A 12890-nucleotide genomic window follows, 5' to 3' on the forward strand; every position below is an offset into this window, starting at 1 on the left:
TCCATGCGGGCTGCCCCGGCCTTCCGGGAACGTCTCAGCGATTTTGAGGCCGCCAACAACGGCAGTTTCAGCAGCCCCTACGCCAGCGGTGAGTTGGGGTTGTAGGCCGGGTAAGGCGCAGCCGCCACCCGGTATAAACGCAACTCCGTGCCTGATTCCATCGCCCGGCGGCGCCGTTGCTTGCCGGGCCTACAGACAATCAGAGCCGGACGAGTAGGCCAGCCAGGATAAGCGCCGCTGTAGGATCAGAAGCGTAAAATTACGGCTCGCGACGATCGGCCAGGTCCGGGAGCGGCTGCGCATCGTCATTCGTTGACATCTGCGGTGGCGGTTTGCGCTTCCACTTCAGCTCGCTCACCAGCACGCCCGCGAGGATAAAGACGCAGCCGAGGAGGGCCAGCAGCGGCAGACGCTCACCGGCCAACCGGCCAAAAATACCGGCCCACACCGGTTCGCCGGTATAGATCAGCGTGGCCCGCGTCGGCGAGACGCTGCGCTGCGCCCAGTTCATGGTCACCTGAATGATCGCGCTGAAAATGCCCAGCCCCAGCGCCACGCCGAGCAGCGCCGGCGTCAACGGCGGCACTGACTCACCGGCCGGCTTCATGGCGGCGAAAGCCACCAGCGACGCGGTCGCCAGCTGCACCACCGTCACACGCCGAACATCCACTTTCCCGGCCCAGGCGCTGATAAGGATAATCTCCGCGGCAATCGCCAGCGCGCTCGCCAGCGTGATCATCTCCCCCACGCCAAGCGCCAGCAGATTGTTTTCCGGCCCGGCCAGCAGGATCAAACCGATAAAGGCCAGCACAATCCCCACGCAGGACATCACCCCCGGCATACGACCCAGGCACAGCCACTGCAGCAGCGGCACCAGCGGCACATACATCGCCGTGATAAAGGCAGACTTACTGCTGGAGATCGACTGCAGTCCCCAGGTCTGCAGCCCATACCCCAGCGCAATCGCCACGCCAATCGCCACCCCCGCCTTCACCTCCAGCCATGTCATACCGCGCAGGGTGCGCAGCGAGAGCAGACCCACAGCCAGCGCGGCGGTCGCGAAACGCAGGCCGACAAAAAACAGCGGCCCGCTGAGGCTGACCGCATACTGCACGGCAAGGAAGGTCCCTCCCCAGAACATGGTGATCATGATAAGGAGCGCTTCCTGGCGGCTAACGGAGAATTTTAACGAAGACATAAAACAGCCATGACGATTAACGGGCGACCAGTGTGCAATCGGCCCGGCGGGAGCGCAACCTCCGAAAGCTAAAAAAAACCGCCGGCTGATGCCGGCGGCGAGGGCGATGCGGTTGGGTCGGGGAGATTAACACCGCATCAAAGAGAACAGTGCGAGTCGCGCGTTAACTCTCACGACTACCGTGACTGTTTTTACCCCCTTTTTTACCAGCCTCTGAGGCGCGCTGAGGGTCATTTTTAAAATTCCCCCCGCTATGCTGGCCACCTTTACGTCCTGCTTCTGATGCTCTTTCACGGTCTTCAGCAAAGTTGCCAGAACCGCCACGATGGTTTGCCATTACTGACCTCCATTAGGTTAGACATCATAGTGCATTACGCGGGAGCGGCGACGCCGCTGTCCTGCCGCGTATCTATAAGGTTAGTGAATGACTGCCGCTGACGATGGCAAATGTCACATTCAGAAACAAAGCCTGGCGAAAAAAATCTCCTCGCGCCGCGGGATGGCGCTAACCTCCTCTGCTGACGAAGAAAAAATAGTTAGCGAAAATGTATCCTGATGCTACATCCTCGCCGCACCGGCCAGAATGGCGGAGGCATCGCTTCCCGCTTCTCCGCCGCTCAGGCCGCGCTGCGCAAGGAAAAGTAAATAATGCTTTGTCATTTTGTTATAAATCAAATAAATGCCCGTTGGATTTGCACTCTTCGGCAGAGGCTTTATCTTTAAAGGTACCAGCTATTTGGCTGGCTTATAATGCAACCGAGGAGTGATGGAAATGGCTAAAATTCTGGTGCTTTATTATTCCATGTATGGACACATTGAAACCATGGCTCACGCCGTCGCCGATGGGGCGAACCGGGTGGACGGCGTTGAGGTGGTTGTGAAGCGCGTGCCGGAAACCATGCAGGCAGAAGCGTTTGCCAAAGCAGGCGGTAAAACGCAAAACGCGCCTGTCGCTACGCCGCAGGAACTGGCTGAGTATGACGCCATCATCTTTGGTACCCCGACTCGTTTCGGCAATATGTCCGGACAAATGCGCACCTTCCTCGATCAGACCGGCGGCCTGTGGGCATCCGGCGCGCTGTATGGCAAGATCGCCAGCGTATTCAGCTCAACCGGCACCGGCGGCGGCCAGGAACAAACCATTACCTCCACCTGGACGACGCTGGCCCACCACGGCATGATCATCGTGCCGATCGGCTACGGCGCCCAGGAGCTGTTCGATATCTCCCAGGTCCGCGGCGGGACGCCTTATGGCGCAACCACGATTGCCGGCGGCGACGGCTCGCGTCAGCCAAGCGAGGAAGAGTTAGCCATCGCCCGCTATCAGGGTGAACATGTCGCCAAACTGGCCGTTAAACTGCACGGCTAATCTTCCGCAGGAGGAGCACTATGCCAACTCAAGAAGCAAAAGCACATCGCGTCGGCGAATGGGCAAGTTTACGTAACACCTCGCCGGAGATCGCCGAGGCGATTTTCGAAGTCGCCCACTATGATGAAAAACTGGCGGAGCAAATCTGGGAGGAAGGCAGCGACGAAGTGCTGGCGCTGGCCTTTGCCAAAACCGATAAAGATGCGCTGTTCTGGGGTGAACAGACGATTGAGCGTAAAAACGTCTAGGACGTTTATCCCTGCCGAGTCTCACCCTAACCTGCTAAAAAACCCGGATTGCTCCGGGTTTTTTCGTTATTTCGCCGCCTCGTTGATCACCTTTTTAAAGGTCTCCAGCGGACAGAAACCCTGGTCATCGACCGGGCAGCCGTTAAGCGCCAGCGTGACCCGCTGCGGCGGGGTCTGCAACGTCAATGGGTCGGCGTTACGCAGCTGCTCGGTGCTCTGGTAGACATACTCAATCTTCATCAGATCGCGGTTGCTGCCGCTGTCGTGCCAGCGTTGAAACAGCAGTTTGCCGCCGATAGGCGTGCGCTCATACTGGCCGGGCAGTTGATAGGGCTTAAAGTCCAGCGCCGTCAGCAGCGAGGCAATATTCGAGTCGTGTCCCACCAGCAGCGTGACTTTCGCCTTGCTGGCCCCCTCGCCCACCAGCGCGTTATCGATATAGTTGACCAGCGGCTTGGCCACGTTTTGCGCCACCGCCACCGAAGTAAACAGGCTATCCTGATAGCCGTTTTTCAGCTTCGACAGCACCTGCCACTGCTTATCGCTGGCGATCTCCCCCCACGCCACCTGGTCTTTGGGGAAGCCTTCATAATATTGCAGGGTGAAGGCGTCCACCAGCGAGTTGCCCACCTTCAGCGGCCCGGACACCCCCGGCTCCTGCTGATAACCGGCGCTAAAGGTATCTTTACCCTCGCTCAGGGAACAGACCTGCTTCTCTTTGCAGGAGGGCGAGTTGCGGTAATCGATCATCGTCTCCAGCAGCTTGTAACTCTCGGTCAACTGCATCCCCTGGCGCTCTTTTTCCATCGCCTGCAGCGCTTTCTCACGAAACGCCGGGGAGTCGTCGGTGATAACCGGGTTGAAGGTCGGGTCCATGGTGCCCATCTGCGGCTGATGATGCACCGCAATGCCGCAGCCCGGGAACGCGCCGGTGATAAAGAACTGCGCGGTGGCGACGGTGCGCTGCAGGCTGTTAGCGTAGGCGTAAACAGCGTTTTCCGGCGGGCACTCGCCGCTGGTCACCAGCTTCTGCTGCGCCAGCCATTCGCGCATATAGTGGCCCATATACACCTCCAGCACACCCCCCTTGGTGGTCAGCTGGCCGCCCGGCACATCCCATTGCGGCCAGGCTTTGGCGGTGGACTGCTCCAGCACGCTACCGTTATTGGCCAGCGGCGCGCGCAGGTTGTGACGACTCATGATCAGCACCTGCTGCAGCTGATACCCCTCCGGGGCGGCCGTGTCCTGCGCCAGAGCGCCGGCGGATAACATGACCGCGCCGACTACGGCGGCGGCGAGTAGACGTTTTTTCATCCCTTCATCCTTAGTCATTTATTATCATCGGCTTAATTGTGACGGATTTATGCCATTTTTCCTGGCATTCGCTCGCAAACTTAGACCGCCGCCGAAAATTTCCTCTGCCGACCAAATAGTTTTATAATGAAACAACTAACCCGGAGGCTTTCGTGAAACGTACCCGTCTTGAAAACAGCTGCTGTCCTGTCGCCCGCTCCCTCGACGTTATCGGTGACTGGTGGTCGCTGCTTATCGTCCGCGATGCCCTGCGCGGGGCGTGCCGTTTTAGTGAATTCCAGAAAAACCTCGGCATTGCCAAAAATATGCTCGCCGGACGCCTGAAAATGCTGGTGGATGAAGGCATCCTGCGTCTGCAGCCGGCCTCCGACGGCAGCGCCTGGCAGGAGTACGTCCTGACGGATAAGGGCCGCGCCCTGCAGACCGTGCTGGTCGCCCTTTCCCAGTGGGCGGATGACTATCTGTTCGATCCTGACGAACCGGCAACCCGGCTCATTGACCGCCAGCAGCGCCAGCCCCTGCGTAAACTGGTCCTGCAGGCGGCGGATGGCCGTGAGCTGGCCCCGGCGGATATCACCATCGCCGTTCCGCTGAACGACTAATCGCTGCCCGCGGCAGGCAAAAATAAAAAAAGCCCGGCAAAATGGTTGCATTATTAAACCAAGTATCTCATGCTGAATTTGGTTTAATAATGCAACCTTTTAAGAGGCAATACTCATGTCCCAGTCATCACACACTGCTTTTATCACCGGCGCTTCCTCAGGTATCGGCGCGATCTATGCCGAACGACTCGCCGCTCGCGGCTACGATCTGATCCTCGCGGCCCGCCGTGAAGATCGGCTGCAGGCGCTCGCCGGGCAGCTGCAGGCGCGCTACGCCATCCGGGCCAGCATCGTCAAGGCCGACCTGAGCGAGGAGCAAGGCATTGAAGCCGTGGAGCAGCGTCTGCAGCACGATCCCGCCATTGACCTGTTCATCAACAACGCCGGCACGGCAAAAATGGCGGGCTTTCTCGCCAGTACGCCGCGCGAGCACCAGGCGATTCATACGCTCAACACCACCGCGCTCCTGCGCCTGAGCTATGCCGCGCTGGCCGCTTTCGCTCCCCGGGGCCGCGGAACGCTGATCAATATTGCCTCTATTCTCGCGCTGCATACGCTGCCGGGCAGCGCGGTCTACAGCGCCAGCAAAGCGTGGGTGTTGAGCTTTACCCGTGGCCTGCAGGATGAGTTTGCCGACAGCGGCGTGCGTATTCAGGCGGTATTGCCGGCGGCGACCGCCACCGATCTGTGGCCGACCTCCGGCGTGGCGCTGGACGCCCTGCCCACCGGTACGGTCATGACCACCGAGGATCTGGTTGACGCCGCCCTCAGAGGACTGGAGATGGGGGAAAAGGTCACCTTACCGCCCGTGCATGACCTGGGATTGTGGGAGGCTTTCGAGCAGACGCGACTGGCGCTGTTTACCAGCGCGCGAACCGGGCAACCGGCGCCGCGATATCGCTAACTCACTCCGGCAGTGGAACCGCCGCCAGGGTACAGATCGCCTCGTGCTCACCGCCGCGGCGATCGGTGATCACCACCTTATCGCCCGCTTTTTTACCTTCACACGGTTTCAGGACCTGCTCCACGATCCGCTCGCGGATCGCCTGACGTTCATTTTCAGCCTGACTGGCGAAGGCCGTCAGCGCCAGCGCCACGCCCAGCAGGCTGAGGGTTTTCTTATACATGTCTTGCTCTCAGATCATTCTAATTCGCGGTCAGCGTAACCCGCTGCTGGCCGCACTTCTGTAAAATCACTTAACGGAGTGTTACGCCCTTTCAGCTGAAACCCAGGCTGTCACATTCCTGCGGGAAATATTTTATCACAACCCCTGCGGCGGATATTCCCGCGATGAGGCGTCATCTTTCAGACATATCCCGATGTTATCTTCAACTGAGCCCTGTATCTTTTTCCCTTTCTAAACAGAATTTTAGGTTGGTCTATGTCGGGTCTTATTCTCTTTATCGTCGCGGTGGCGCTGCTGGGCGTCGCCATCTACAGTCTGGTGTCGTACCTCAAAGAGCGGCGCGCCAGTCAGTTACCTGTCCATAAAAAGAAGAAATAATACCTTCCGTTCTCCGCCGTTTTCTGCTGATTTCTTTACCATCCTGTACTGTCCCTTACCGATGCCATAACAAAGGCAGGCCTGCGGGCCTGCCTTTGTTCGGTTTCTGCGTCAGGCTCTAGGACTCCCAGGCCTGCTCCGCCTTGGCGGCATCGAACTGCGGCGGCGGTTTACGGAAGCGTCGGGTCAGATAAGCCAGATACACCAGACCAAGCGCCGCCCACACCAGACCGAGCGTCAGGGAAGTGGCCTCGAGGTTGATCCACAGCACCCCTACCGTCAACGCCCCGACCATCGGCAGCAGCAGATAGTGCAGTCGATCCTTCCAGGTTTTGTTGTACCCTTTGCGCCGCCAGAAGTGGTTGAACACCGACAGGTTAACGAAGGTGAAGGCCACCAGCGCGCCGAAGTTAATCAACGCGGTGGCGGTCACCAGGTCGAAGAACAGCGCCGACAGCGCGACAATACCCACCATAATCACGTTCAACGCCGGGGTGCGCCATTTCGGATGCACATAGCCGAAAATGCGCTCCGGGAAGACGTTATCGCGGCCCATCACGTACAGCAGACGGGAGACGCTGGCATGGGACGCCAGGCCGGACGCCAGGGTGTTAACAAAGGTGGTGCAGAGGAAAATTGACTGGAACAGCTTGCCGCCCACGTACAGCGCAATCTCCGGCAGCGCGGCGTCCGGGTCTTTAAAGCGATGAATATCCGGGAAAAACAGCTGCATAAAGAACGACGCGACGATGAAAATAATGCCGCCGTACATCGCGGTGAGAAAAATCGCCTTCGGGATCACCCGCGCGGCGTCAGGCGTCTCTTCCGACAGCGTGGTCACCGCGTCGAAGCCGAGAAACGAAAAGCAGACGATGGTCGCCCCGGTAATAATCGGGATCAGATGCGCATTCTGGCTGATAAACGGCTGCAGCGACCAGACGGTCCCTACCCCCTCGCCTTTGTGCAGCCCCTGGACCACCAGAATGACAAACACCACCATAATCGAGATCTGCACCAGCACGAACAGGGTGTTGAAGTTGGCCACCAGGTTAACGCTTTTCAGGTTCGCGGCGGTCAGAATGGCGACAAAGGTCACCACCCACACCCATGGCGGCACTTCCGGGAACAGCGCCGAGAGATAGATCTTCGCCAGCAGGACGTTGATCATCGGCAGGAACAGATAATCCAGCAGCGACGACCAGCCGACCATAAAGCCGACGTGCGGACTGATGGATTTTTGCGCGTAGGTGTAGGCAGAGCCGGCTTCCGGGAACTGGCGCACCAGTTTGCCGTAGCTGATGGCGGTGAACAGCACGCCAGCCAGCGCCAGCAAATACGACGCCGGGACGTGGCCGTTGCTGATGCCGGAGACAATGCCGAAGGTATCAAACACCGTCATCGGCGTCAGATAGGCGAGCCCCATCATCACCACTTGCCAGAGTTTGAGGGATTTACGCAGACGCGGTCTGCCCGCCTGAGCGGCGTTATGCGCAGGAAGATTAATTGCCATCGACCATTCCCCCCTTGCGGATAACAGTTTGCGGGCACAACGTTCGCGTGACAAACCTGCTTAGCAAGGGGGTAAGGCATAAATAAAAGGGTAAGACGGACCGGTGAGCGGTTGCTGGCTGGCATCCAATGCGGCCTGAGCGGCCTCCCTCTCCCTGCGGATATTTGAACATCTGCATCATCTCATTTCCTCGTCACACACTGTGTCGTTAACTGAAGCCCCGTTGCCGCCTGCGCTCCTTAACGCGACATCCGGGAAATGGCTGGGCTCCCAGCAAAAAGGACGACCAGGCTCCGCTCAGGCCGTATGATGCTACTCATGACTCAACTCATGCGCCCCTCGCGGGGCGACCATCAGGCGTTTTTCAACATCCACTCAATTTCAGTTTCTGTGATAAGACGCTCAAACTGCAATAATTCATCATGCTTGCAGGCATGGAAAACGTGGCAAAAACGCTCGCCGAGACGCTCACGCAGGTGATCGTTCTGCATAAACTCCCACAGCGCGTCGCTCTGACGGATCGGGAACGGCAGCCCTTCTTGTTCCAGGCCGTTACCTTCCACCTCTTCCTGCAAAGGCAGCTGAGGGTTATCCAGCCCGTGCAGGATACCGGCGAAAATCGCCGCCATCACCAGATACGGGTTGGCGTCCGCTCCCGCCACGCGATACTCCACGCGGTGGTTCTGCCGCTCGCCGCACGGGATCCGCAGCGCCACGGTACGGTTGTTATGGCCCCAGGAAGCCTGCGTCGGGACATACATCCCCGGCTGGAAGCGGCGATACGAGTTCACGTTCGGCGCCAGCAGCGCCATCGAGGCCGGCATCAGATCGATCATCCCGGCCAGCGCGCGTTTAAGCAGCGCGGAGTCTTCCCCGTCGCCGTCCACCAGCACGTTTTCCCCTTTATTGTTCAGCATGCTGATGTGGATATGCATCCCGCTGCCCGCATGCTCTTCATAAGGCTTGGCCATAAAAGTGGCGTGCATCTTATGCTTCTCCGCCATTAAACGCACGAGACGTTTTAACGCCAGCGCATCATCGCAGGCGTCCAGCACGTTATCGGTATGGTGGAGATTGATTTCAAACTGGCCCGGCGAGGCTTCGGCCACCGCGCCGTCGGCGGGGATCAGCTGCAGTTTCGCCAGCTCGTCGATGTCGTTGAGTACGTCGGCAAAGTGGTTCAGGTTATCGACCGAGTAGACCTGGCTTTGGGTGTTGCGATCGTCGGTGCCCGGCGCGCACGGCGGCTGCAGGTAGCCTTCGGCATCGCGTTTGCGGTCCAGTAAATAGAACTCCAGCTCTACCGCTACCACGGGGAACAGCCCGCGCTGGCGCAGCTGCTGCCAGAGGCGGTTGAGTACGTTCCGCGGCTCAACGTCAAAGGGAGCGCCATCTTCATCAACCATGGTCAGCTGTACCTGGGCTATCGACTGCGGATCGGCCGCTGAAGGCGTTAAGGTACCGGGCACCGGGATGCAGCTGCGATCCGGCTCGCCCATCTCCTGGCCCAGACCGGCCTCTTCCACGACGTTGCCGAGAATATCCATCGCAAACACCGAGGCCGGAAAATAACAGCCTTTCTCCAGCTTGCTCAGGCCGGCAACCGGGATGCGCTTGCCGCGGAAGCAGCCGTTCAGATCAGTGAGGAGGACATCGACATATTGGGTATCAGGGTAGGTTTCGAGGTAGCGCTTCACTTCTTTCGCGAACGCGCTGACCCGTCTCTCTTCCGTTTGCTGAACAAAATTCTCAACTTCTACGATATTGGTTTCCATGATTCACCGCCGTTGGTTTGGTTTCGGTCCTGCACTCAGACCGTTAAATATAATGTCCACCCCATCGACTGTGTATGCAAATAAATTGTTTGTCAAATGTTAAATTAAGTTTGCAAAGGGCTATTTCCACTGCTAGATTGAGAAAATATTGAACGATATGGCCGTTAAACCCGCTATAGCGGTCATAATTTAGTCCACTTTGTGAGGGCGATCATGGAAAATATAATGTACAAGCCAGTTATTGGCGTCGTGATGTGTAGAAACAGGCTTAAGGGTCACCAGACCCAGACCTTGCAAGAAAAGTACCTGAATGCAATTGTTAACGCCGGCGGACTGCCGATCGCCCTGCCACATGCGCTGGCGGAGCCGGAGCTGCTGAACGCGTTAGTCGATAAACTGGACGGGATATACCTGCCAGGCAGCCCCAGTAACGTGCAGCCGCACCTTTATGGTGAAAACGGCGATGAGCCTGACGCCGACCCCGGGCGTGATCTTCTGAGCATGGCGCTGATTAACGCCGCACTCGAAAGGCGCATCCCCATTTTCGCCATCTGTCGTGGACTGCAGGAACTGGTTGTCGCCACCGGTGGGACTCTGTATCGTCGTCTGTTCGAGCAGCCTGAGCTGCTGGAGCATCGCGAAGATCCTGAACTGCCCGTCGAGCAGCAGTATGCGCCGTCCCATCAGGTTGAGGTTCAGGAAGGAGGATTGCTGTCGCAATTGATACCGGGCTGCAACACGTTTTGGGTAAACTCGCTACACGGACAAGGAGCAAAAACCCTGAGTCCGCAGCTGCGCGTGGAGGCGCGAGCGCCGGATGGACTGGTGGAAGCGGTCAGCGTGAACGATCACCCTTTCGCGCTGGGCGTACAGTGGCATCCTGAATGGAACAGTAGCGAATACGCCCTATCGCGTATGTTGTTTGATGGTTTTATCACCGCCTGTCAGGGCCATCATGCTGAAAAGCGGCGGCGCTGACCACTACCGTTAAGGAAATGCAAATATGAGCGATGACGGACTGGCGCCAGGGAAACGTCTGTCAGAGATCCGCCAACAGCTGGGTCTCTCGCAGCGTCGTGCCGCCGAACTGTCTGGGTTAACACATAGTGCCATCAGCACCATAGAGCAGGACAAAGTCAGTCCCGCCATCAGTACGCTGCAAAAGCTGCTGAAAGTCTATGGGCTGTCGCTCTCGGAATTCTTTTCTGAACCCGAAAAGCCGGACGAACCCCAGGTGGTCATTAATCAGGATGACCTTATCGAAATGGGCAGTCAGGGCGTTTCCATGAAACTGGTTCATAACGGAAATCCGAACCGTACGCTGGCGATGATTTTTGAAACTTACCAGCCTGGAACCACGACCGGGGAGAGGATTAAGCATCAGGGTGAGGAGATAGGCACCATACTGGAGGGGGAGATCGTGCTGACCATTAACGGTCAGTCGTACCACCTGGTGGCTGGACAGAGCTATGCCATTAACACCGGCATCCCGCACAGCTTCAGCAACACCTCGGCAGGCATCTGCCGCATCATCAGTGCCCACACCCCCACCACATTCTGAATAGTTAGCCTGAACGAGGTTCAGGCTTTCTTCAGACCTGCGACGGCGGAAATTTTATTTTCGTCGCCGCGAAAAACTCGCCGTCATAACGTTTGTGCCAGAAGGGAATCCTATTTCCTGCTGGCCCTGAAATAATTAACGCCGTGAATGGCGACTCGTCCCTGAATTATTCGGCATGCAGACAACCTGCCGAAATTTAGGGCAATAAAACGGTATTCAACTCCGGGATTCACGATGCCCTGCGCCTGGCGCAGCGCCCCCGTGCAGCCTGAAAACGCCGAAATGATTAATTTGCCGATAATGTTTTTAAGGAGTCATGATGAATTTTCAGCACCTGGCTTACTGGCAGGAAAAAGCGAAAAGCCTGGCCATTGAAACGCGATTATTTATTAACGGCGAATATTGCGCCGCGGTCGATAATACCACCTTTGAAACCATTGACCCTGCCGCGCAGCAAACGTTAGCCCATGTCGCCCGCGGCAAAAAAGCCGACGTCGAGCTGGCGGTGAAGGCCGCGCGCCGGGTCTTTGATAACGGCGACTGGTCACAGGCCGCCCCCGCGCAGCGTAAAGCGGTTCTCACACGCTTCGCCGACCTGATGGAGACCCACCGCGAAGAGCTGGCGCTGCTGGAAACGCTGGATACCGGCAAACCGATTCGCCACAGCCTGCGCGACGATATTCCCGGCGCCGCCCGCGCCATCCGCTGGTATGCCGAAGCGCTGGATAAAGTCTATGGCGAAGTGGCCCCCACCGGCAGCAACGAGCTGGCGATGATCGTCCGCGAACCGATTGGCGTCATCGCCGCGGTGGTGCCATGGAACTTCCCGCTGCTGCTGGCCTGCTGGAAGCTCGGTCCGGCGCTGGCGGCAGGCAACAGCGTGATCCTTAAGCCGTCGGAAAAATCGCCGCTCACCGCCCTGCGCCTCGCCGGGCTGGCGAAAGAGGCTGGCCTGCCGGACGGCGTGCTGAACGTGGTCAGCGGCTTTGGTCACGAGGCCGGACAGGCGCTGGCCCTGCATCCTGACGTGGAGGTCATTACTTTTACCGGCTCCACCCGCACCGGCAAGCAGCTGCTGAAAGACGCCGGCGACAGCAATATGAAGCGCGTGTGGCTGGAAGCGGGCGGCAAGAGCGCCAACATCGTCTTCGCCGACTGCCCGGATCTGCAAAAAGCGGTCAGCGCCACCGCCGGCGGCATCTTCTACAACCAGGGCCAGGTGTGCATCGCCGGCACCCGCCTGTTGCTGGAGGAGAGCATCGCCGACGAGTTCCTGGCGCGACTGAAAACCGAAGCGCAACACTGGCAGCCGGGCAACCCGCTCGATCCAAACACCACCATGGGCATGCTGATTGACAACACCCATGCCGACAGCGTGCACAGTTTTATTCGCGGCGGCGAAAGTAAAAGCACGCTGTTCCTCGATGGGCGGAAAAATCCATGGCCAGCCGCCGTCGGCCCGACCATTTTCATTGACGTCGACCCGGCCTCCACCCTCAGCCGGGAAGAGATCTTCGGCCCGGTGCTGGTGGTGACGCGATTCAAAAGCGAAGACGAGGCGCTGCGGCTTGCCAACGACAGCGACTACGGCCTCGGCGCCGCGGTATGGACTCGCGATCTCTCACGCGCCCACCGCATGAGCCGCCGCCTGAAGGCCGGTTCGGTCTTCGTCAACAACTATAACGATGGTGATATGACCGTCCCCTTCGGCGGTTACAAACAGAGCGGCAACGGGCGCGATAAGTCGCTGCACGCCCTGGAAAAATTCACCGAACTGAAAACCATCTGGATTGCCCTGGAGTCTTAAT

Annotated in this window: 15 protein-coding genes; 9 read left to right on the plus strand and 6 right to left on the minus strand. The window is 58.4% G+C overall.

Going from position 1 to position 12890, the window contains the following annotated elements:
* Window positions 1-259 precede the first annotated feature (259 nt).
* Both ABLV04_RS00960 and ABLV04_RS00965 read right to left on the minus strand, forming a co-directional pair.
* Window positions 260-1198, minus strand: a complete 939-nt coding sequence (locus ABLV04_RS00960; RefSeq protein ID WP_064158255.1) for a DMT family transporter — start codon at window positions 1196-1198, stop codon at window positions 260-262.
* Window positions 1199-1361: 163 nt separating this feature from the next.
* A complete protein-coding gene (locus ABLV04_RS00965) occupies window positions 1362-1535 on the minus strand; it encodes a general stress protein (protein ID WP_002898708.1) in 174 nt (57 codons plus the stop codon).
* Window positions 1536-1622: 87 nt separating this feature from the next.
* Here ABLV04_RS00965 and ABLV04_RS00970 point away from each other — a divergent pair, with 87 nt between their 5' ends.
* The 3 genes from ABLV04_RS00970 (at window position 1623) to ABLV04_RS00980 (ending at window position 2815) form a co-directional block, all read left to right on the plus strand.
* A complete protein-coding gene (locus ABLV04_RS00970; RefSeq protein WP_306811340.1) occupies window positions 1623-1754 on the plus strand; it encodes a hypothetical protein in 132 nt (43 codons plus the stop codon).
* A gap of 216 nt (window positions 1755-1970) precedes the next feature.
* Window positions 1971-2567, plus strand: a complete 597-nt coding sequence (wrbA, locus tag ABLV04_RS00975) for an NAD(P)H:quinone oxidoreductase (protein ID WP_002898704.1) — start codon at window positions 1971-1973, stop codon at window positions 2565-2567.
* Between the two features lie 20 nt (window positions 2568-2587).
* Window positions 2588-2815: a YccJ family protein gene (locus ABLV04_RS00980; protein WP_008805934.1), complete on the plus strand. Its 228-nt coding sequence runs from the start codon at window positions 2588-2590 to the stop codon at window positions 2813-2815.
* Between the two features lie 66 nt (window positions 2816-2881).
* On the opposite strand, the gene agp is transcribed toward ABLV04_RS00980, so the two are convergent.
* Entirely contained in the window at window positions 2882-4129 is a 1248-nt protein-coding gene (agp, locus tag ABLV04_RS00985) for a bifunctional glucose-1-phosphatase/inositol phosphatase (protein ID WP_180265768.1), read from the minus strand.
* Between the two features lie 152 nt (window positions 4130-4281).
* On the opposite strand from agp, the gene ABLV04_RS00990 reads away from it, so the two are divergent.
* Together ABLV04_RS00990 and ABLV04_RS00995 are read left to right on the plus strand one after the other, a co-directional pair.
* Window positions 4282-4731: a helix-turn-helix domain-containing protein gene (locus tag ABLV04_RS00990; RefSeq protein ID WP_023289093.1), complete on the plus strand. Its 450-nt coding sequence runs from the start codon at window positions 4282-4284 to the stop codon at window positions 4729-4731.
* Window positions 4732-4846: 115 nt separating this feature from the next.
* Window positions 4847-5635 (plus strand): SDR family oxidoreductase, encoded by a 789-nt coding sequence (locus ABLV04_RS00995; RefSeq protein ID WP_044522002.1) that lies wholly within the window; start codon window positions 4847-4849, stop codon window positions 5633-5635.
* Window position 5636: 1 nt separating this feature from the next.
* Here ABLV04_RS00995 and ABLV04_RS01000 read toward each other — a convergent pair whose 3' ends face one another.
* A complete protein-coding gene (locus tag ABLV04_RS01000; protein WP_023289090.1) occupies window positions 5637-5858 on the minus strand; it encodes a hypothetical protein in 222 nt (73 codons plus the stop codon).
* Between the two features lie 255 nt (window positions 5859-6113).
* Here ABLV04_RS01000 and ABLV04_RS01005 point away from each other — a divergent pair, with 255 nt between their 5' ends.
* Complete coding sequence (locus tag ABLV04_RS01005; protein WP_002898600.1) at window positions 6114-6236, plus strand: small membrane protein; 123 nt, start codon at window positions 6114-6116, stop codon at window positions 6234-6236.
* Between the two features lie 118 nt (window positions 6237-6354).
* Here ABLV04_RS01005 and ABLV04_RS01010 read toward each other — a convergent pair whose 3' ends face one another.
* Both ABLV04_RS01010 and ABLV04_RS01015 read right to left on the minus strand, forming a co-directional pair.
* Window positions 6355-7746, minus strand: coding sequence for an APC family permease (locus tag ABLV04_RS01010; protein ID WP_044522001.1), 1392 nt, complete (start codon window positions 7744-7746; stop codon window positions 6355-6357).
* Window positions 7747-8099: 353 nt separating this feature from the next.
* A complete protein-coding gene (locus ABLV04_RS01015; protein ID WP_002898595.1) occupies window positions 8100-9521 on the minus strand; it encodes a glutamine synthetase family protein in 1422 nt (473 codons plus the stop codon).
* A gap of 225 nt (window positions 9522-9746) precedes the next feature.
* Between ABLV04_RS01015 and puuD the strand changes: the two genes are divergently transcribed.
* The 3 genes from puuD (at window position 9747) to puuC (ending at window position 12889) form a co-directional block, all read left to right on the plus strand.
* Window positions 9747-10499 (plus strand): gamma-glutamyl-gamma-aminobutyrate hydrolase, encoded by a 753-nt coding sequence (puuD, locus tag ABLV04_RS01020; protein ID WP_072199196.1) that lies wholly within the window; start codon window positions 9747-9749, stop codon window positions 10497-10499.
* A gap of 25 nt (window positions 10500-10524) precedes the next feature.
* The gene (gene puuR / locus ABLV04_RS01025) at window positions 10525-11082 is read left to right on the plus strand and encodes an HTH-type transcriptional regulator PuuR (protein ID WP_002898590.1); all 558 of its coding nucleotides are present in this window, start codon (window positions 10525-10527) and stop codon (window positions 11080-11082) included.
* Between the two features lie 319 nt (window positions 11083-11401).
* Window positions 11402-12889 (plus strand): aldehyde dehydrogenase PuuC, encoded by a 1488-nt coding sequence (puuC, locus tag ABLV04_RS01030; protein WP_065881779.1) that lies wholly within the window; start codon window positions 11402-11404, stop codon window positions 12887-12889.
* Window position 12890 lies beyond the last annotated feature (1 nt).

Source organism: Klebsiella sp. JN_Kp127, assembly GCF_040062505.1.
Taxonomy (GTDB): Bacteria; Pseudomonadota; Gammaproteobacteria; order Enterobacterales; family Enterobacteriaceae; genus Klebsiella; species Klebsiella quasipneumoniae.

Coding starts and splice junctions, on each gene's coding strand:
- ABLV04_RS00960 (WP_064158255.1), bottom strand. CDS start 1,198: ATGTCTTCGTTAAAATTCTCCGTTAGCCGCCAGGAAGCGCTCCTTATC.
- ABLV04_RS00965 (WP_002898708.1), bottom strand. CDS start 1,535: ATGGCAAACCATCGTGGCGGTTCTGGCAACTTTGCTGAAGACCGTGAA.
- ABLV04_RS00970 (WP_306811340.1), top strand. CDS start 1,623: ATGACTGCCGCTGACGATGGCAAATGTCACATTCAGAAACAAAGCCTG.
- wrbA (WP_002898704.1), top strand. CDS start 1,971: ATGGCTAAAATTCTGGTGCTTTATTATTCCATGTATGGACACATTGAA.
- ABLV04_RS00980 (WP_008805934.1), top strand. CDS start 2,588: ATGCCAACTCAAGAAGCAAAAGCACATCGCGTCGGCGAATGGGCAAGT.
- agp (WP_180265768.1), bottom strand. CDS start 4,129: ATGAAAAAACGTCTACTCGCCGCCGCCGTAGTCGGCGCGGTCATGTTA.
- ABLV04_RS00995 (WP_044522002.1), top strand. CDS start 4,847: ATGTCCCAGTCATCACACACTGCTTTTATCACCGGCGCTTCCTCAGGT.
- ABLV04_RS01000 (WP_023289090.1), bottom strand. CDS start 5,858: ATGTATAAGAAAACCCTCAGCCTGCTGGGCGTGGCGCTGGCGCTGACG.
- ABLV04_RS01005 (WP_002898600.1), top strand. CDS start 6,114: ATGTCGGGTCTTATTCTCTTTATCGTCGCGGTGGCGCTGCTGGGCGTC.
- ABLV04_RS01010 (WP_044522001.1), bottom strand. CDS start 7,746: ATGGCAATTAATCTTCCTGCGCATAACGCCGCTCAGGCGGGCAGACCG.
- ABLV04_RS01015 (WP_002898595.1), bottom strand. CDS start 9,521: ATGGAAACCAATATCGTAGAAGTTGAGAATTTTGTTCAGCAAACGGAA.
- puuD (WP_072199196.1), top strand. CDS start 9,747: ATGTACAAGCCAGTTATTGGCGTCGTGATGTGTAGAAACAGGCTTAAG.
- puuR (WP_002898590.1), top strand. CDS start 10,525: ATGAGCGATGACGGACTGGCGCCAGGGAAACGTCTGTCAGAGATCCGC.
- puuC (WP_065881779.1), top strand. CDS start 11,402: ATGAATTTTCAGCACCTGGCTTACTGGCAGGAAAAAGCGAAAAGCCTG.